Source organism: Halomonas sp. RT37 (assembly GCF_040070525.1).
Classification (GTDB): Bacteria; Pseudomonadota; Gammaproteobacteria; order Pseudomonadales; family Halomonadaceae; genus Halomonas; species Halomonas litopenaei.
In genome coordinates, this window is sequence record NZ_CP098827.1 from 964,926 (window position 1) to 983,800 (window position 18,875).

At 65.0% G+C, this 18,875-nt stretch carries 17 protein-coding genes; 16 read left to right on the plus strand and 1 reads right to left on the minus strand.

The window, feature by feature from the left end; translation table 11 throughout:
- Positions 1-165: 165 nt before the first annotated feature.
- From nrdR to NFG58_RS04455, 11 genes are all read left to right on the plus strand, one after another.
- Positions 166-651 carry a transcriptional regulator NrdR gene (gene nrdR, locus NFG58_RS04405; RefSeq protein ID WP_045993087.1) on the plus strand — a complete coding sequence of 162 codons (486 nt, stop codon included), beginning with the start codon at positions 166-168 and terminating at the stop codon, positions 649-651.
- Positions 648-1,808, plus strand: coding sequence for a bifunctional diaminohydroxyphosphoribosylaminopyrimidine deaminase/5-amino-6-(5-phosphoribosylamino)uracil reductase RibD (gene ribD, locus NFG58_RS04410; RefSeq protein WP_108131393.1), 1,161 nt, complete (start codon positions 648-650; stop codon positions 1,806-1,808). Before nrdR ends, ribD begins: the two co-directional genes overlap by 4 nt.
- A gap of 213 nt (positions 1,809-2,021) precedes the next feature.
- Complete coding sequence (ribBA, locus tag NFG58_RS04415; protein WP_108131394.1) at positions 2,022-3,167, plus strand: bifunctional 3,4-dihydroxy-2-butanone-4-phosphate synthase/GTP cyclohydrolase II; 1,146 nt, start codon at positions 2,022-2,024, stop codon at positions 3,165-3,167.
- A gap of 121 nt (positions 3,168-3,288) precedes the next feature.
- Entirely contained in the window at positions 3,289-3,786 is a 498-nt protein-coding gene (ribE, locus tag NFG58_RS04420; protein ID WP_045993084.1) for a 6,7-dimethyl-8-ribityllumazine synthase, read from the plus strand.
- The gene (gene nusB, locus NFG58_RS04425) at positions 3,783-4,283 is read left to right on the plus strand and encodes a transcription antitermination factor NusB (RefSeq protein ID WP_045993083.1); all 501 of its coding nucleotides are present in this window, start codon (positions 3,783-3,785) and stop codon (positions 4,281-4,283) included. Before ribE ends, nusB begins: the two co-directional genes overlap by 4 nt.
- A gap of 12 nt (positions 4,284-4,295) precedes the next feature.
- A complete protein-coding gene (gene thiL, locus NFG58_RS04430) occupies positions 4,296-5,255 on the plus strand; it encodes a thiamine-phosphate kinase (protein WP_108131395.1) in 960 nt (319 codons plus the stop codon).
- Positions 5,252-5,725, plus strand: a complete 474-nt coding sequence (locus tag NFG58_RS04435) for a phosphatidylglycerophosphatase A (RefSeq protein WP_045993081.1) — start codon at positions 5,252-5,254, stop codon at positions 5,723-5,725. The genes thiL and NFG58_RS04435 overlap by 4 nt, the downstream gene beginning before the upstream one ends.
- Positions 5,726-5,784: 59 nt before the next feature.
- Complete coding sequence (locus tag NFG58_RS04440; RefSeq protein ID WP_045993080.1) at positions 5,785-7,041, plus strand: DUF945 family protein; 1,257 nt, start codon at positions 5,785-5,787, stop codon at positions 7,039-7,041.
- A 194-nt stretch (positions 7,042-7,235) separates the two neighbouring features.
- Positions 7,236-9,683 carry an endopeptidase La gene (gene lon / locus NFG58_RS04445; RefSeq protein WP_108131396.1) on the plus strand — a complete coding sequence of 816 codons (2,448 nt, stop codon included), beginning with the start codon at positions 7,236-7,238 and terminating at the stop codon, positions 9,681-9,683.
- A gap of 290 nt (positions 9,684-9,973) precedes the next feature.
- Positions 9,974-11,821 carry a dihydroxy-acid dehydratase gene (gene ilvD, locus NFG58_RS04450; protein ID WP_108131397.1) on the plus strand — a complete coding sequence of 616 codons (1,848 nt, stop codon included), beginning with the start codon at positions 9,974-9,976 and terminating at the stop codon, positions 11,819-11,821.
- 246 nt (positions 11,822-12,067) lie between these two features.
- On the plus strand, positions 12,068-13,159 hold the full coding sequence (locus NFG58_RS04455; protein WP_045993077.1) for an oxidoreductase: 1,092 nt from the start codon (positions 12,068-12,070) through the stop codon (positions 13,157-13,159).
- A 122-nt stretch (positions 13,160-13,281) separates the two neighbouring features.
- Here the strand turns inward: NFG58_RS04455 and nudE are convergent, their stop codons facing one another.
- Entirely contained in the window at positions 13,282-13,866 is a 585-nt protein-coding gene (gene nudE / locus NFG58_RS04460) for an ADP compounds hydrolase NudE (RefSeq protein WP_045993076.1), read from the minus strand.
- Positions 13,867-14,123: 257 nt separating this feature from the next.
- Between nudE and yrfG the strand changes: the two genes are divergently transcribed.
- From yrfG to msrB, 5 genes are all read left to right on the plus strand, one after another.
- Positions 14,124-14,804: a GMP/IMP nucleotidase gene (yrfG, locus tag NFG58_RS04465; protein ID WP_108131398.1), complete on the plus strand. Its 681-nt coding sequence runs from the start codon at positions 14,124-14,126 to the stop codon at positions 14,802-14,804.
- Complete coding sequence (locus NFG58_RS04470; RefSeq protein WP_108131399.1) at positions 14,797-15,183, plus strand: S4 domain-containing protein; 387 nt, start codon at positions 14,797-14,799, stop codon at positions 15,181-15,183. The genes yrfG and NFG58_RS04470 overlap by 8 nt, the downstream gene beginning before the upstream one ends.
- Positions 15,184-15,279: 96 nt before the next feature.
- On the plus strand, positions 15,280-16,155 hold the full coding sequence (hslO, locus tag NFG58_RS04475) for an Hsp33 family molecular chaperone HslO (protein WP_108131400.1): 876 nt from the start codon (positions 15,280-15,282) through the stop codon (positions 16,153-16,155).
- A gap of 329 nt (positions 16,156-16,484) precedes the next feature.
- Positions 16,485-18,041 (plus strand): phosphoenolpyruvate carboxykinase, encoded by a 1,557-nt coding sequence (locus NFG58_RS04480; protein WP_045994135.1) that lies wholly within the window; start codon positions 16,485-16,487, stop codon positions 18,039-18,041.
- A gap of 235 nt (positions 18,042-18,276) precedes the next feature.
- Positions 18,277-18,774, plus strand: a complete 498-nt coding sequence (gene msrB / locus NFG58_RS04485) for a peptide-methionine (R)-S-oxide reductase MsrB (protein ID WP_045994136.1) — start codon at positions 18,277-18,279, stop codon at positions 18,772-18,774.
- Positions 18,775-18,875 lie beyond the last annotated feature (101 nt).

The following is an 18,875-nucleotide window of genomic DNA, read 5'->3' on the forward strand; positions in this document are numbered from 1 at the left end:
TGCCCCGTGAGCGCTCGCCATTTCATTGACGGCTAGAAAGAAAGTATCAAGCACAGGGCGTGCCAACTCAGCTGAAATCGCGGATGACCTGGGCCATTGCGCTGGGCGGGGCAGGCCTCAGCCGTTACACTATGGCGACATATTTTTCCTGCCGGACTGTCCGCTATGCATTGCCCCTTCTGTGGCGCCCAAGAGACCCGAGTGACTGACTCCCGGCTGGTCGCCGAAGGTGATCAGGTGCGCCGACGGCGGCAGTGTGCTGGCTGCGGTGAGCGCTTCACCACCTACGAGACCGCTGAACTTATCATGCCACGGATCATCAAGGCCGATGGCTCGCGGGAGGTGTTCGACGAGATCAAGCTGCGGGCCGGCATGCTGCGGGCGCTGGAAAAACGCCCCGTCAGCGCCGAGTCGATCGAGGCGGCGGTGGAACGTATCCGCCAGAACCTGCGCGCACGGGGCGAGCGCGAGGTCCAGGCGCGGGTGGTCGGTGAAGAGGTGATGAATGCCCTGAAGCGCCTCGATCAGGTGGCCTATATCCGCTTTGCTTCAGTCTATCGACGGTTTCAGGATATCGACGAATTTCGCGCCGAGATCGACCGCCTGGCCCAGGAGCCGAGTTTCTCGCCCGACACCGGGGAGAGCACATGAATCCGACGGACATCACGGCAGGCCAGGATGAAGCCTGGATGGCCAGGGCATTGAAGCTGGCCGAACGCGGTCGCTACACCACCATGCCCAATCCGAGGGTCGGTTGCGTACTGGTCAAGCACGGCAAGCATCTGGCCGACGGCTACCATCAGCGCGCCGGGGAGCCCCACGCCGAGGTCCATGCACTCGAGGCTGCCGGTGAGCACGCCCGAGGCGCCACCGCTTACGTGACGCTGGAACCCTGCTCTCACCAGGGGCGCACAGGGCCTTGCTGCGATGCCTTGATCAAGGCCGGTGTCGCCAGGGTGGTGGTAGCCATGCAGGATCCCAATCCTCAGGTGGCGGGACGCGGTATCGCACGCCTGCGTGACGCCGGGGTCGAGGTAAGGCTCGGTTGCCTCGAGGCGGACGCCCAGGTATTGAACGCCGGCTTCGTGTCGCGCATGACCCGGGGGCGTCCACGGGTCAGCCTCAAGCTCGCCATGAGCCTCGACGGCCGTACCGCCATGGCCTCCGGCGAGTCCCAGTGGATCACCGGTGCCGAGGCTCGGCGTGACGTCCAGCGGCTGCGGGCTCAGAGCTGCGCCATCCTCACCGGGGTGGATTCGATCATCTTCGACAACTCGCGGCTGACGGTGCGTGCCGATCAGCTCGGGCTCGATGACGCCGAAGTCATCGCCCGACGCCAGCCGCTTAGGGTCGTGGTGGACTCGCGCCTGCGCATGCCGCTGGCCGCGGCCTGCCTGAGCGAGCCAGGGGAGACGCTGGTGGTCTGCGTCGAGGGCAGCGAATCCCCTCGCAGAGACGCGCTGATGCGCTCCGGCGCGCGGGTGCTGGAGATGCCTGCAGGCGACGACGGCCGCGTCGATCTTGGCGCGCTGCTCAAGTGGCTCGGTGACGAGGGCGGCTGCAACGAGCTGTTGGTGGAGACCGGCGCGACCCTGGCAGGTGCCTTGATGGATGCCTGTCTGGTGGACGAGTTGCGTCTTTACATGGCGCCGACCCTGCTCGGCTCCGACGCGCGCGGGCTGATGGCGTTGTCGGGCATCGAACGCATGGCCGAGCAGCGGCCTCTGGAAATTCTCGATATCCGTGCCCTCGGCAAGGACTGGCGTATTCTGGCGCGCCCGGCGCTGGCCGCCTGCGCCGAGCACTGACCCGACGAAAGTCACCGGGGCCCGGGATCGTAGTAGCGGGGCTTCATATAAGCGGCGCCCGACGCGGAGTCGCAGTGGCCGATCTTGATATAAGCGGCGCCCGACGCCCTGTCTGGTCTTTGTCTTTGACTGGCGCCCGACGCCGCGCCACGGTACCCTGACGCGGTTTCTGGCCGCCGTCGCGAGTGGCCATTTTAGATCCAGGGAGCATACATGTCGCAGTCTTCCAGCGGGGGCCTGGCCCCTATTGCCGAACTCGTCGAGGATATCCGCCAGGGCCGCATGGTGATCCTGATGGACGACGAGGATCGGGAAAACGAAGGTGACATCATCATGGCCGCCGAGAAGGTCGAGGCCTGGCACATCAACTTCATGGCGGTTCACGCCCGTGGTCTGATCTGCATGCCGATGACCCGGGAGCGCTGCGAACAGCTCAAGCTGCCGCTGATGGTGCAGGACAATGGCTCCGGTTTCGGTACCAAGTTCACCCTGTCCATCGAGGCCGCCGAAGGCGTCAGCACCGGCATCTCCGCTGCTGACCGCGCACGCACGGTGCAGGCCGCCAGCGCGCGCAATGCCAAGGCAGAAGACATCGTCCAGCCCGGCCACATCTTTCCGCTGATGGCCGAGCCCGGCGGCGTGCTCAGGCGCGCCGGCCACACCGAGGCGGCCTGCGATCTGGCCGCCCTGGCCGGTTGTGATCCCAGCGGTGTGATCTGCGAGATCATGAACGACGATGGCAGCATGGCCCGACGTCCTGAGCTCGAGCGCTTCGCCGAGACCCACGGGATCAAGATGGGCACCATCGCCGACCTGATCCACTACCGGATCCACAACGAGCAGACGGTAGAAGAGGTCGAGCGACTGCCGGTGACCACCGCCTACGGTGAGCTGACCGCCCACGTCTTTCTCGACCGCACCCACAAGGTGCACCACCTGGCGCTGGTGAAGGGCTCGCCGAGTCCGGACAGCGTGACCACGGTGCGGGTGCATCTGGCCAACGAGATGCGTGACCTGATGTGCCTGGTCAAGGGCGAGGACGCCTCCTGGCGCGCCCACCAGGCGCTGGAAGAGGTGGCGCGGGCCGAGCAGGGTGTCTTCGTGCTGCTCGATGACATGCGTCCGCATCAGGACCTCAACGATATGCTGCAGGTGTTCCTGGAGCGCCGCCGCACCGCTCGCGGCAGCGAGTCCGACGGCGCCGGCAACTACCTGACCATCGGAACCGGCTCCCAGATCCTGCGCGAGCTCGGTGTCGGCAGGATGCGTCTGCTGAGCTCACCGTGGAAGTTCTCCGCGCTGTCGGGTTTTGATCTCGAGGTGGTGGACATCGTCTCGCCAGGTGATATCAGCGGTTGATTCACGCCGGGCGAGGCAGTAATGCTGGCGTCCGGTGTTTCGGTTTTTACCAGGGGACAGGCCCTTTGACAGGGTCACCCCGACTACCGGCCCCAGGCCGGTACATTCAGGAAGATTCAAGATGCAACCTATTTCCCAAGTCGAAGGCAGCTTCGTCGACGTCCAGGGCCGCTACGTGATCGTCGTGGGCCGCTTCAATCACCATGTGGTAGATAGCCTGGTCGAGGGCGCGGTGGACAGCCTGGTGCGCCACGGGGTGGACATGGAGATGATCGACATCGTCCACGTCCCGGGCGCCTGGGAACTGCCGCTGGCGGTCAAGCGTGTGCTCGCGGTGGCGCGTCCCGACGCCGTGGTCGCGCTCGGCGCGGTCATTCGCGGCGGTACCCCGCACTTCGAGCACGTGGCCGGCGAGTGCAATTCCGCGCTGTCGCGGCTGCAGCTGGAGTTCGATACCCCGGTGGCCAACGGTGTGCTGACGGTCAACTCCATCGAGCAGGCCATCGAGCGGGCCGGCACCAAGGCCGGCAACAAGGGCGTCGAAGCCGCCATGGCCGCCATGGAGATGGTGTCGCTGCTGCGTCATTTTGGTGACGATGCCGAGGAGACCCCCGCATGAGCCGCGAACAGCGTGCGCCCAGCAAGGCCCAGCAGTCTCGCCGTGCGGCTCGCGAGCTGGCGGTGCAGGGACTTTATCAGTGGCAGATGACCGACAAGTCCATCACTGCGGTCGAGGCCGAATTTCGCAGCCAGGTGCCCGATGACGACCTGGAGGTGCACGAGAACTGGCTCAAGGTCATGGAAATCGCCGATCTGGCGCTGTTCCATGAGCTACTGCACAACGTCGCACGCTACCGCAAGGAGCTCGACGCCTCCATCTCGCCGCTGCTGGACCGCCGCCTCGAGGACATCGACCCGATCGAGCTGGCGATCCTGCGCCTTGGAGCCTACGAGCTGTCCAAGCGTCTGGAGGTCCCTTATCGGGCGGTGATCAACGAAGGGGTCGAGCTGGCCAAGTCCTTTGGCGCCACCGATGGCCACAAGTACATCAACAGCATTCTCGACAAGCTGGCCATCAAGCTCAGAAGCGCCGAGGTCAGTGCCCGTCGCCGCTGAAGGTCGCGCCTGATGTACGGAGAATTCGAACTCATCGAGCGCTGGCTGGCACCCACGACGGGCGAGCCCGGCAAGGCCTCCGGCGTCTCGCTCGGGGTGGGTGACGATGCCTGCCTGATGCGCCCTGCGCCAGCGCACGAACTGGTGGTCAGCGTCGACACGTCGGTGGAAGGGCAGCATTTTCCCGAAGACGCACCGCCGCAGGCGCTGGGGCATCGCGCCCTGGCGGTGAGCCTGAGTGATCTGGCCGCCATGGGCGCGCAGCCGCGCTGGTGTCTGATGGCGCTGACGTTGCCCGAGGTGGAAGAGCAGTGGGTGGCAAAGTTCGCCCAGGGCTTCCATGCTGTGTGCGACGAGGCGGACATGACCCTGGTCGGGGGCGACGTCACCCGGGGCCAACGCGCCGTCAGCGTCACCGTGATGGGTGAGGTACCCACGGGCGAGGCGCTGCGTCGCGACGGTGCCCGCGCCGGCGACGTGCTGGCGGTCACCGGTGCGCTGGGTGGCGGCGCCGGGGGACTGGCGGCCTGGTACGAGGGTCAGCGAGATCTCGAGTCACCGCTGCTTGCCCGCTACCTGTTGCCCCAGGCGCGCTGGCAGGCAGGTCTGGCGCTGCGGGGACTGGCCAGCGCGGCCATCGACGTCTCCGACGGCTTGCTTGCCGACCTTGGTCACCTGCTGAAAGCCAGCGGTGTCGGGGCGCGTCTTGACGCCGAAGCGCTGCCTCTGGCCGAAGGGCTCGTAGAGGCCCTCGGCACCGAGGCGGCCCGAGAGGCCGCCCTGACCGGCGGCGACGACTACGAGCTGGTCGTGGCGCTGCCGTCGGCGGCGTTCGATCGGGCCCGCCTGGCACTGGCGGAACTGGGGCTCGCCTTCGTTGCCATCGGCCAGGTCACCGCGTCGCCGGGGATACAAGGGGTGAATGCCTCTTCGCTGCCGGGGTGGCAACATTTCCACGGAGGGACATCGTGAACAAAGCACCGGCTAGCGTGTGGCGTCGACCGACCCATTTTCTTGCCTTCGGGCTGGGCAGCGGGGCGGCGCCCTTTGCCCCGGGGACCTTCGGGACCCTGGCGGCCATTCCCTTCTACTGGCTGTTGTCCGAGCTGACCCTGGGCTGGTACCTGGTGATGATCGCCATCACCTTCGTCTGGGGTGTCTGGCTGTGCGACAAGACGTCCCGGGACCTCGGCGTGCACGACCACTCCGGTATCGTCTGGGACGAGTTTGTCGGCTACTGGCTGACCATGGCGGCGGTGCCCTTTTCGTGGGAAGCGGCGCTGTGGGGCTTCGTTGTCTTTCGCGTATTCGACGTGATCAAGCCCTGGCCCATCCGCTGGGCCGATCGTCGCGTCGCCGGCGGCTTCGGCATCATGGTCGATGATGTCATGGCCGGCGTTTACTCCTGGTGCACCATGCACCTGTGGTTCTGGCTACACTGAACAGCGTATCGTCACGCCGACGGGGGCAGGGAGGCTCCTCTCGGCAGAGAGGGCAAGGAATGCGCAAGGAACGATGGATCGTACCGGTGGTGGTGGTGCTGGCGCTGGCCTGGGCGGTGGCCCAATATATCGCCAGTCTGCTGTTCGAGCGCGAACTGGAGAGGGCGCTTGCCGATCTCGAGGCGCGCGGTGACCTGCGAATCTCGCGCGACGACGTGGAGCAGGGCTGGCTGCGTTCCTCCGGCGTGTTGCATGTGGCTCCCCTGATCGGTCACGCCTGGCATCTTGCGATTCCCTATGAGGCACGCCACGGCGTACTCGATACCAGCGTCTTTGGCCGGCTCGACGTACACGTCGGCGACGCCGACCGGCGCCTGTTCGGTGATGCCATGCCGGCAAGCCCGCCCCGCTGGGAAGCTCACTACCGCACCCTGGGGGGCACGCTGCAGGGGGAGTTGCGGCTGGCACCATTTCTCATCAGTCAGTCGCCGTCCGGTGAAGCGCCTCGCTCGCTGCAATTCTCCGGTGGACGTATCGCCTTTGACGGAGTCTATGGCGACTGGCGCACCCAGGTGCTGCTGGAGGCGATCGAGTTGCGCGATGGAGACGCGGTGCTGGAAATCGGCCCGCTCCATCACGAAAGCCGTTACGCCTATACCCCCGGGGCCCTGCACTTCACCCAGCAGGACAAGCTGACCCTGGACGCCGTCAGTCTGCGTCACCCTCAGGTCAACCTGGATGGCACCGAACTGGTGCTCGAGGCCCGCACCCTGCTGGATGACAGCGAGCTGAGGCTGCAGAGCACCTTGACCATCGGTGAGGTGCGCTCCGGCGACGACATGCTGGTGGACGGCGAGGTCAGTCTGGAGTTGTCTCGCATCAACGCCGAGGCGCTGCGTTCGGTGGTGGCCCTGGCGCGTCACAAGACCGCGCTAGGCACCGTCTCGCTCGAGGACGCCGAGGCCTACTCGGCGATGGATCGCGCCCTGGCCCAGTTGCTCAAGGACTCACCGCGTCTGGATCTGAAGGACGTGGATCTCGACAGCCCCATGCTGGGACTGAGTCTAAAGGGCGAGGGCGTGCTGGTGCTGGACCCCCGAGATCTTGCGTCGCTGAGCCTGCTGTCGCTGGATCGCCCCGAGATGCGCGAGCGCTTTCGCCAGCGCCTGGACGGAGACTTCGAATGGCGTGATCCGCCGGCCGTGGTCGCGCTGTGGCTGGGGTTGCCGCTGGATACCTCGATGCTGGGCATCGACGTGGTCAAGGGGCGACTGCGGGTCAACGGACGTCCGTTACCACCGCTGCTGGGTGGTTGAGCGGACTCCGTTCACACCGTCAGAAGAGCCACCAGATTCCTGTCCTCTGAATTCCCTCCCGGCCGGGCCCGGCAGCGTCCCCGATGGCGTCACTCTGCTGCTATCCTCCTGTCACGCCTTGAACTTGGTCGTGGTCGCCCGCATTGCTGATACCCAGACGGGCAAGACGCCCCCTACTTCAGGATGAGGACACCATGAGCGATGATCGCGATCCCCGGTCCGACGATCTGGACTGGATTCCCATGAGTGGCGACGCCGAAGACGGAACCGCGGACGGCCTGGCCGATGGCGAGCAGGTCCAGGGCCATGCGGTGATTCCTGCCAGCGCCTCGCTGCCGGAACGGCTTTACCTGTTGCCGATTCACAATCGTCCCTTCTTTCCCGCCCAGGTGCAGCCGCTGGTGATCAACCGCGAACGCTGGTCCGAGACCATCGAGCGGGTCGCCAATACGCCCCATGACACCGTCGGTCTCGCCTTCGTCGGAGAGGCCGGTGTCGAGGAGCTGTCCTACGAGGACTTTCCGACCATCGGCACCGCGGTCAAGGCCCACAAGCTGCAGGGCGAGGACAACCAGATCCAGTTCATCGCCCAGGGCGTGCGACGCTTCAAGATCGAGCGCTGGCTGTCGCGCACCCCGCCGTTTCTGGTCGAGGTGTCCTACCCTCGTGAGCCGGTGGACGCGGAGGAGGACGAGACCCGCGCCTACGCCATGGCGCTGATCAACGGCATCAAGGAACTGTTGCCGATCAATCCGCTGTACGGCGAGGAACTCAAGCACTACCTCAATCGCTTCAGTCCCCACGAGCCGGGCCCGTTGACCGACTTCGCCGCCGCCATCACCTCCGCCCAGGGGCAGGAGCTGCAGGACGTGCTCGCCACGCTGCCGGTGGTGCCGCGGATGCAGAAGGTACTGCCGCTGCTGCGTAAGGAGATCGAGGTAGCGCAGCTGCAGAGCGAGATCAGTGAGCAGGTCAACGCCCAGATGCAGGAGCGTCAGCGCGAATTCTTCCTGCGCGAGCAGCTCAAGGTGATCCAGCGCGAGCTGGGCATCTCCAAGGACGACCGTGAAAACGACGTCGACACCTTCCGCGCGCGCCTCGAGGGCCGCGAGGTGCCCGAGCGGGTGCAGGAACGCATCGACGACGAGCTGGCCAAGCTGTCGGTGCTCGAGACCGGTTCGCCCGAATATGGCACCACCCGCAACTATCTGGACTGGCTGACGGCCATGCCCTGGGGCCAGCGCAGCCAGGACCAGCTGGACCTGGCCCACGCCAGACAGGTACTCGACCGCGACCATGACGGACTCACCGACGTCAAGGAGCGGATCGTCGAGTTCCTCGCCGAGGGCACCTTCAAGGGTGACGTGGGGGGCTCCATCGTGCTGCTGGTGGGACCACCAGGTGTCGGCAAGACCTCCATCGGTCGCTCCATCGCCGAGGCGCTCGGCCGTGAGTTCTATCGCTTCTCGGTGGGTGGCATGCGCGACGAGGCCGAGATCAAGGGCCACCGGCGCACCTACGTCGGCGCCATGCCCGGCAAGCTGGTCCAGGCGCTCAAGGAGGTCGAGGTCGAGAACCCGGTGATCATGCTCGACGAGATCGACAAGATGGGCCAGTCCTTCCAGGGCGATCCGGCCTCGGCCTTGCTCGAGGTGCTGGACCCGGAGCAGAACGTCGACTTCCTCGACCACTACCTGGACGTGCGTCTGGATCTGTCCAAGGTGCTGTTCGTGTGCACCGCCAATACCCTGGATTCCATCCCGCCGGCGTTGCTCGACCGTATGGAGCAGATTCGCCTGTCGGGCTACATCGCCGAAGAGAAGCAGGCCATCGCCAGGAACCACCTCTGGCCCAAGCTGCTCAAGCGCGACAACATCCCCAAAAAGCGTATCAATCTGACCGCCGCAGCCCTGCGCCAGGTGGTCGAGGGCTACGCCAGGGAGGCCGGTGTCAGGCAACTGGAGAAACAGCTGCACCGGATCGTGCGCAAGGCCGCCGTCAAGCTTCTGGAGAACGACCAGGCGACGGTCAAGGTCTCGCTCAAGAACCTCGAGGAATTCCTCGGCGCCCCACTGTTCCGCAAGGAAAAGGTGATGAAAGGGCAGGGCGTGGTCACCGGCCTGGCCTGGACCTCCATGGGCGGTGCCACCCTGTCCATCGAGGCCGGCAAGGTGCACGGGCTGGATCGCGGCTTCAAGCTCACCGGCCAATTGGGCGACGTGATGAAGGAGTCGGCCAACATCGCCTACAGCTATGTTCAGGGGCACCTGACCGAGTACGGCGCCGATGCCGGCTTCTTCGATGCCTCCTTTGTTCACCTGCACGTGCCCGAAGGCGCCACCCCCAAGGATGGCCCCTCGGCGGGGGTGACCATGACCACGGCGCTGCTGTCACTGGCGCGTCATCAGTCCATCGAGCGCAACCTGGCGATGACAGGCGAGCTGACGCTGACCGGACAGGTGCTGCCGGTGGGGGGGATCCGCGAGAAGGTCATCGCCGCGCGCCGCAGCGATATCTTCGAGGTGATCCTGCCCGAGGCCAATCGGCGCGACTATGACGAACTGCCGGAGTACCTCAAGGACGGCATGACCGTGCATTTCGCCAATCGCTACAAGGACGTCGCCAAGGTGGTATTTGGCTAACGACGGCACTTCGGCGCATTTCGCCGACCGCTCTCGTCGGCCACTGCAGGGATGTCGCCAAGGTGGTGTTCGCCTAACGGCAATATGACGGTGCATTTCGCCGACAGTGAGCCGTCAAGCCGTTCCGGATCGGGCCCGAGGCCGCATGACGCGGTTCTCGGGCCCGTGGCGTGATGGCCTGTGCAAGGCTAGTCAGTGCCGTCTGTGCGTGACAGAATCGACAGTCTGGACACGCGACACCGCCCGGTTGCCTTCTGCATCACGGGTGGACGAAAAATGACGAGGATTCCATGCCTGAGTATCGCTCCCGTACCACCACCGCCGGTCGCAACATGGCCGGCGCTCGCGCCCTGTGGCGCGCCACCGGCATGAAGGATGGCGACTTCCAGAAGCCGATCATCGCGGTGGCGAACTCCTTCACCCAGTTCGTGCCGGGCCACGTTCACCTGAAGGACATGGGCCAGCTGGTCGCCCGTGAAATCGAAAAGGCCGGCGGTGTGGCCAAGGAATTCAACACCATCGCCGTGGACGACGGTATCGCCATGGGCCACGACGGTATGCTCTATTCGCTGCCGAGCCGCGATCTGATCGCCGACAGCGTGGAGTACATGGTCAACGCCCACTGCGCCGACGCTCTGGTGTGCATCTCCAACTGCGACAAGATCACGCCTGGAATGTTGATGGCCGCCATGCGCCTCAACGTGCCGGTGATCTTCGTCTCCGGCGGCCCCATGGAAGCCGGCAAGACCAAGCTGCTGGATCACGGCCTGGACCTGGTGGACGCCATGGTCATGGCCGCCGACGATTCGGTGGACGAGGAAACCCTGAACGAGGTCGAGCGCAGCGCCTGCCCCACCTGTGGCAGCTGCTCCGGCATGTTCACTGCCAACTCCATGAACTGCCTGACCGAGGCGCTGGGTCTGGCGTTGCCGGGCAACGGCACGGTGCTGGCCACCCACGCCGATCGCCGCCGCCTGTTCGAGACGGCGGGCGAGCGCATCGTCGAGCTGGCCAGGCGCTACTACGAAGGTGACGAAGCGCACCTGCTGCCCCGTGCCATCGGCTCCAAGGCGGCGTTCAAGAACGCCATGACCCTGGATATCGCCATGGGCGGCTCCACCAACACCATCCTGCACCTGCTGGCCGCCGCCCAGGAGGCAGGCGTCGACTTCAACATGATGGACATCGACCGGCTGAGCCGCGAAGTCCCTCAGCTGTGCAAGGTGGCGCCCAATACCCAGAAGTATCACATCGAGGACGTGCACCGGGCCGGCGGCATCATGGCGATCCTCGGCGAGCTGGATCGCGCCGGAGTGCTGGATACCTCGGTGCCCACGGTCTACGGCGACAGCCTCAAGCTGGCCCTCGACGAGTGGGACATCATGCGCAATCCGTCGGCGGAGGTGGTCAACTTCTTCAAGGCCGGCCCCGGTGGTATCCCGACCCAGACGGCGTTTTCCCAGAGCGCCCGCTGGCCGAGCCTGGACGGTGACCGCGCCACCGGTTGTATCCGCGACTACGAACACGCCTTCTCCAAGGAGGGCGGGCTCGCCGTGCTGAAGGGCAACATCGCTGAGAACGGCTGTGTGGTGAAGACCGCCGGCGTCGACGACAGCATCCTGGTGTTCGAAGGGCCGGCCCACGTGGTCGAGTCTCAGGATCAGGCGGTGGAACATATCCTTGGCGACAAGGTGAAGGAAGGCGACGTGGTGGTGATCCGCTACGAAGGCCCCAAGGGCGGCCCGGGCATGCAGGAGATGCTCTACCCGACGTCCTATCTCAAGTCCAAGGGGCTGGGCAAGGGCTGCGCCCTGCTCACCGACGGACGCTTTTCCGGCGGCACCTCAGGGCTGTCGATCGGCCACGTCTCACCGGAGGCCGCCGCCGGCGGCGCCATCGCTCTGGTGGAAAACGGCGACCGTATCCGCATCGACATCCCCGCTCGGACCATCAATGTCCTGCTGGACGACGCCGAGCTTGCCGAGCGCCGCCAGCGCCAGCAGGAGCGCGGCAAGGATGCCTGGAAGCCGAGCATTCAGCGTCTGCGCAAGGTGACTCCTGCGCTGAAGGCCTATGCCTTGTTGGCCACCTCGGCTGACATGGGCGCGGTGCGCGATCTGGAAAAGCTTGACGACTAATATCTGCGCTTTTTAGCACAGAGTAGCTCGATGAAGGCCGGCATACGCCGGCCTTCATCGTTGATGGCGTCCAGCGCTCAGGCGACTCGCTTGAAGAAATGAGCGACCGATCAGCGAAATGAAACAGCTTGCGTGTACGCCGGAACTCGATAATTTCCGGGGATTTGGTCATTCTGACGTGACAGGGGATCGACAGATCAAAGAAGCCCTCGACAAGATGGGCGAGATGCAGGCACGGGGACCGCTATGAAAACACAGACTCTCAATGTGGGCCTGGTGGGTTACGGCATGGCTGCCAAGACCTTCCATGCCCCCTTGATCCAGGCCGCGCCAGGGCTCGAGCTGACCTCGGTGGTCAGCTCCGACGCCGACAAGGTCTTGCGTGACCTTCCGGACGTGACGGTGCACGCCAAGCTCAACGAGCTGCTCGAGGTGCGCCACGTTGACCTGATCGTGATTGCTACACCCAACGAGCAGCACTATGCCATGGCCAAGGCGGCTCTTGCGGCAGGCAAGCACGTGGTGGTGGACAAGCCGATCACTGTGTCGGCCTCGGAGGCGCGTCAGCTCCGCGCCCAGGCGGACCGCTCGGAACTGCTGCTCAGCGTCTTTCACAATCGTCGCTGGGACTGCGACTTCCTGACGGTGCGCAAGCTTCTGGAGCAGGGCCGGCTGGGGCGAGTGACGTCCTTTACCTCGCGTTTCGATCGCTATCGACCGGCGGTGAACAACCGCTGGCGAGAGCAGCACAAGCCCGGTGGCGGCATCTGGTACGACCTCGGCCCGCATCTGCTCGATCAGGCCATAGAGCTGTTCGGCATGCCTCGGGCAATTCTGCTGGAACTGGCCTCCGCCAGAGACGGCGCCGAGGTGGATGACGACTTTCTGGCGCTGCTCGAGTACGACCGCCTCAGGGTGACCCTGCAGGCCAGTTCGCTGGTAGCCGAGCCCAGCCCGCGCTTCGTGGTGCACGGCACCGAGGGCAGCTATTCGATCTACGGGCTCGACCCCCAGGAAGGCTGGCTCAAGCAGGGACTGATGCCGAGTGAAGACTGGGGCGTCGACGATGCGCCGGGACAACTGACCCTCAACCGGGGCAGCGCCGAGGAGCCGGACCTGGTCACCGAAGAGTGGCTGTCGGAACCGGGCAATTATCCCGCCTTTTACACTGCCGTCGCTCAGACCCTGCTGCATGGCGACCCGCCGCCGGTGTCCGGCGAGCAGGCGGTGGACGTGATGACCTTGCTGGAAGCGGGGCTCGACAGCTACCGCCAGGGGCGCTGGGTGCGCCTGAAGGAAGGCAACAGCAACCTCCGCCGGCTGCACGCCCGTCGCTGAGGCGAATCAGCCAGGCACGACAAGAGGGCCTTGGCCAAGGAAGCTTGGCCAAGGCAAATTCGACCAAGGCACGTTGACCAGGGGGCCGTCAGGGCCCCCTGGTCGTATTGGTAGGGTGGGTCTTACCAAAGTGAGGTATCGGCCTGCTCGCCCTTGAGCTTGTCCCGGGCGATGTACAGCGCAGCGATGGCGCGGGCCTCGTGGAAGTCCTCCCGGGCGAGCAGCGCGGTTATGCTGTCCAGCGCATGGGTCTCCACCACCAGCGGCTCCGGCTCATCGCCCTCCAGGCGCTTGGGGTAGAGGTCGCTCGCCAGCATGACCTGCATACGCTGGCGCATATAGTTGGGCGACAGGGAAAGCTCGACCAGCGGTTCGATACGCCGGGCGCCCACACCACACTCTTCCATCAGCTCGCGGTTGGCGGCGGTGACGATGTCCTCGCCGGGGTCCACGACGCCCTTGGGCAGGGTCAGTACATAGTCCTCGAAACCGGCGGCGTACTCTCGGATGAGCAGCACATGGTCGGGGTCGGGCATGGCGACGATCATGACCGCGCCGATGCCCTTGCCGTTGCCAAGCAGCCGTTCGAAGTGACGCTCGGCGCCGTTGGAAAAGCGCAGTTCGAGTTCCTCGACCCGGAACAGACGGCTCTCGGCGACGGTCTTGCGTGAGAGGATGCGGGGTTTTTCCGGGGAACTGTCGTCCATGGGAGCTCCTGGGCGGTGGGATGGGCTGGTGGATCGCGTAATGAATAGCGCAATGACTAGCGCAATGAACAGGGGGCAGGCGGGGTTGGCGGCGTCGCGGGACATCCGCCGTCCGCACCGGGCCGAGACCAGGCGCAAGCGCCCGGGCTGCGAGCCCGAATGCCTTTGAGGTACACTAACACGTTACTCAGGTGTCGGCGGACGTTCGCCGGCGCAGTGGAACAAGCATTGAGCTGGTGATGGCTGGAGATGAGGTAATGCTCGATTGGGACACCATCGATACCGTGCTGCTGGACATGGACGGCACCTTGCTGGACTTGCACTTCGACAGTCATTTCTGGCTGGAGCATCTGCCTCGCCGCTACGTAGAACTGCACAAGCTGGATGAGGCCACCCAGGAAGTGGTGCGCGCGCGGATCATCCGGGAGCAGGGCACTCTCAACTGGTACAGCCTGGCCTACTGGAGCCGCGAGCTCGACGTGGATATCGTCGCGCTCAAGCGCGAGGTCCAGCATCTGATCGGCCTGCGCGGCGATGCTCTGGACTTTCTGGGCTGGCTCAAGAGCGCCCATCCGCGAGTGGTGCTGGCGACCAACGCCGATCGCGAGAGTCTGGCGCTGAAGCTGCCGCTGACGGGCCTCGACGACTACCTTGACGCCATCGTGTCGTCTGCCGATATCGGTGAGCCCAAGGAAGAACAGGCGTTCTGGCATGCGCTCAACGAGATCGAGCCCTTCGACCGCGAGCGGACCCTGTTCATCGACGACAACGCGGCGGTGCTCGAAAGCGCCCGCGAGTACGGTATTCGCCATCTGCTGGGGATCCGCCAGCCGGACAGCCGGCGGCCGGAGAAGTCGCTCAAGGACTTTATCGCGCTGGACCGTTTCGCCGATATCATGCCCTCGGCGCCGCAGACTCCGGAGGCCCCCCGTGGATAGCGTCAGACTCGACAAGTGGCTGTGGGCGGCACGATTCTTCAAGACCCGCGCCCTGGCCAAGAAGGCCATCGAGGGTGGCAAGGTCGAGGTCGACGGGGCCAGGGCCAAGACCAGCAAGTCGGTGAGCCCCGGCATGTTGATACGTGCGCCTCAGGGCTGGGATGTGTGGGAGGTCGAGGTGCTCGAGGTCAGCGAGCAGCGTCGTGGGGCGCCGGAGGCGCGGCGGCTGTACCAGGAGACCGAGCAGAGTCGCGAACGTCGCGAGCGCGAGGCCGATCAGCGCCGCCAGGCCAACGAGGTCTTCAAGCATCCGCTCAAGCGCCCCGACAAGCGGGCGCGCCGCGATATCAAGCGCTTCCAGCGCGAGGGCGGCTCCTGACGGCGCGCGTCGCGCTCATCCCAGCGCCCTCGTCGAACACCCTTCTTTTCGTCAGACGCGCGCCCGCCGGGGCGCGCCCAGCAGAGATCGTTTTTCATGGCTGATCAGATACAGCGATTCATTATCGATGACACCAACGTCCGCGGCGAAGTCACCCGCCTGTCCGAGGCCTACGACGAGGTGCTCAAGCGTCACGAGTATCCGGCCGCCGTCAATCGTCAGCTCGGTGAACTGCTGGCGGCGGTGGCTCTGTTGACCGACACCGTGAAGCTTGACGGCACCATGACCCTCGAGGTGCGCGGCAGTGGTGACGTCTCCCTGATGATGGCGGAGTCCAATCCTGGCGGTGAGCTTCGCGCCATCGCCCGCCTCGCCGAAGATGCGGCACTGCCCGGCGATGAGGCCGGCTTTCGCGAGCTGGTGGGAGAAGGCCAGATCGTGATCACCCTCGACCCCAAGGAAGGGCGGCGCTATCAGGGTATCGTCGGCATCGAGCACGATCGCCTGGCCGGCTGCCTGGAAGCCTACTTCACCCAGTCCGAGCAGCTGCCCACGCGGCTGTGGCTGGCGGCGGACGGTGTCAGCGCCGGTGGCCTGCTGCTGCAGCGACTGCCCGACGAGTCGCTCAATCAGGATGACGACGCCTGGGATCGCGCCTATCACTTGGCTGCCACCCTCAGCGAACAGGAATTGCTGGAACTGGATGCGGCAACTTTGCTGGTGCGGCTGTTCCATGAGGAGCCATTGCGTACCTTCGAATCCAAGGCGTTGCGTTTTGGTTGTACTTGTTCTCGTTCGCGCATCGCCGGGGGACTGATGTCGCTGGGGCACGAGGAATTGCGTCAGATCGTCGCGGAGCAAGGTACGATCGAGACCCAGTGTCACTTCTGCAACACCCGCTACGCCTTCACCGCGGCCGATGTCGAAGCCTTGATCGAGGACCCCAGCGACGGCAGCCCAACGGTGCATTGAGCGGTTGCAGCGTCCAGGCCCGAGCCGTTTCGCTGGCATGAATGGCAGGCTCGAGGTTATCGGGACTGCGGTGGCGGTTGCAGGTTTGTAGTGGAATGACAGGAAATGCACCAAAAAGGCCGAAATGTTGTAATTAAACTACAATAACGTCTTGAAAAATGGGCATTTCCTGTCTCGGGGTTTTTTGCCATAATCCCCGCCGATCCCGGACGCGTCGTCAGTCGAAGAAGACGGTCGAACCGCGTAGTCGACTCGCCGGATCCCTTGCGCCGTTCGCCCTGTCGGATGGCGCCAGTCCACGAGAGAGAAGCCGAAGGCCCAGGAATCCTATGACCACCACCACGCAGTCTTCTACCGTTCACGTCAACCTCAGCACTGCCGAGCTCATCGAGCGTGCGGTGGCCCAGGGCGAGGGCCGACTGGCCTCCCACGGCGCCCTCGTGGTCAAGACGGGTGAACGTACCGGGCGCTCCCCCAAGGACCGGTTCATCGTCGACGAACCGTCCACCAGTGCCCAGATCGACTGGGGCAGCGTCAACCGTCCCTTCGACGCCGAGCGTTTCGATGCACTGTGGGAGCGAGTGGAAGGCTACCTGGGCGAGAAGGACAGCTATGTCAGCGAGCTTCACGTGGGCAGCGATCCGACCCACTACCTGCCGGTTCGTGTGACCACCGAGACCGCCTGGCACAACCTCTTTGGCCGCACCATGTTCGTGCGTCCCGAGGCCTACAATGCGTCACGCAAGGACGAGTGGGAAATCCAGAATGCCCCGCACTTCGTGTGTGAGCCGAGCCGTGACGGCACCAACTCCGATGGCTGCGTGATCATCAACTTCGCCAAGCGCCGGGTGCTGATCGCCGGCATGCGTTACGCCGGCGAGATGAAGAAGGCCATGTTCTCGGTGCAGAACTTCCTGCTGCCCGAGGCCGACGTGCTGCCCATGCACTGCAGCGCCAACGTCGGCGAAGACGGCGAGACCACCCTGTTCTTCGGCCTGTCCGGCACTGGCAAGACCACCCTGTCAGCGGACCCGGGTCGCTACCTGATCGGCGACGACGAGCACGGCTGGGGCGTCGGTACCGTGTTCAACTTCGAGGGTGGCTGCTACGCCAAGTGCATCGACCTGTCGGAAAAGAACGAGCCGGTCATCTGGAATGCCATCAAGTTCGGTACCGTGCTCGAGAACGTGGTGCTCAACGATCGTCGTGAGCCGAACTACGCCGACGACAGCCTGACCCAGAATTCCCGCGCCGCCTATCCGCTCGAGCACGTCGACAAGCGTGTGGCCGAGAACCGCGCCGGCGAGCCCAACGCCATCGTCTTTCTGACCTGTGACATGAGTGGCGTGCTGCCGCCGGTGTCGGTGCTGTCCAAGGAGGCCGCCGCCTATCACTTCCTGTCCGGCTACACCGCCAAGGTGGGCTCCACCGAGATGGGCTCTTCCAGCGGTCTGGAAGCGACCTTCTCCACCTGCTTCGGTGCGCCGTTCTTCCCGCGCCCGGCCCGCGAGTACGCGGATCTGCTGATCAAGCGCGTGGCCGAGAAGGACGCCCAGGTCTACCTGGTCAACACCGGCTGGACCGGCGGTGCTTACGGCGAGGGCGGCTCACGCTTCTCCATCCCGACCACCCGCGCCATCATCCACGCGATCCAGACCGGCGTGCTGCGTGACGTGGAAACCCGCCACATCGACGGCCTGAACCTGTCGGTGCCGGTGTCCGTGCCCGGCGTCGACTCCAGCCTGCTGGACCCGCGTCAGACCTGGGAAGACCAGGCGGCCTACGATCGCAAGCGCAGCGAACTGGCAGGCAAGTTTGTAGAGAACTTCAAGAAGTTCGACGGCGTCAGCGACGCCATCGTCAAGGCAGGCCCGAGCCTGGTCTAGGCGGCTCCGGGCCTGGTTTAACCTGCGGGTTGCCAAGGCAGTAAACGACTGAACCTTGCCGCGAGGCAGGGGTCGAGAAGAGGAGAAGGCGATGGCCTTCTCCTCTTTTTTTGCTCTTGTTCCAGCGCCTTGCCGTCGATAGTTGGCGAAGGTCCGGACGGACAGCGACGATTGAGTGTAAGGAAGGGGAGGGGCAGACCGACCCAGCACAATCCTTGACGCAGGAGACTCTACAATGAAACGACGCAATTTCCTCGCGCTGCTCGGGCTCGGCGGCCTCGCCAGCATGGTGCCGGCGGTGGCCAATGCCCGCCCGGAGCTGGAGCTTTCGCCAAGTCCCGATATCGAGCCGCTGGAATTGAGCGAGAGCGAGTGGCGTGAGCGCCTGAGCCCGGCCCAGTACGATGTGCTGCGCGAGGCAGGGACCGAGCCGGCAGGCTCCAGTCCGCTCGACGGCGAGAAGCGTGAAGGCGAATTTCGCTGTGCCGGTTGTGATCTGTTGTTATTCACCAGCGCCATGAAGTACGACTCCGGCACCGGCTGGCCGAGCTTCTACGAGCACGTGGAGGGCCACCTGCTGACCAGTGTGGACTACAAGATCCTGTGGCCGCGTACCGAGTACCACTGCGCTCGCTGTGGTGGTCATCAGGGGCACGTGTTCGAGGATGGGCCCGATCCCACCGGTCTGCGCTGGTGCAACAACGGGGTCGCGCTCAAGTTCGTTCCGGCCTGAACGAAAAGCTGCCCGGGGGATGACGCCGGGCAGCGGGTGGCGGCGGCGCAAAAGGGCGCTTTGTGATACCTTGGCCGGATCACAGACGTCGTATTGCCAAG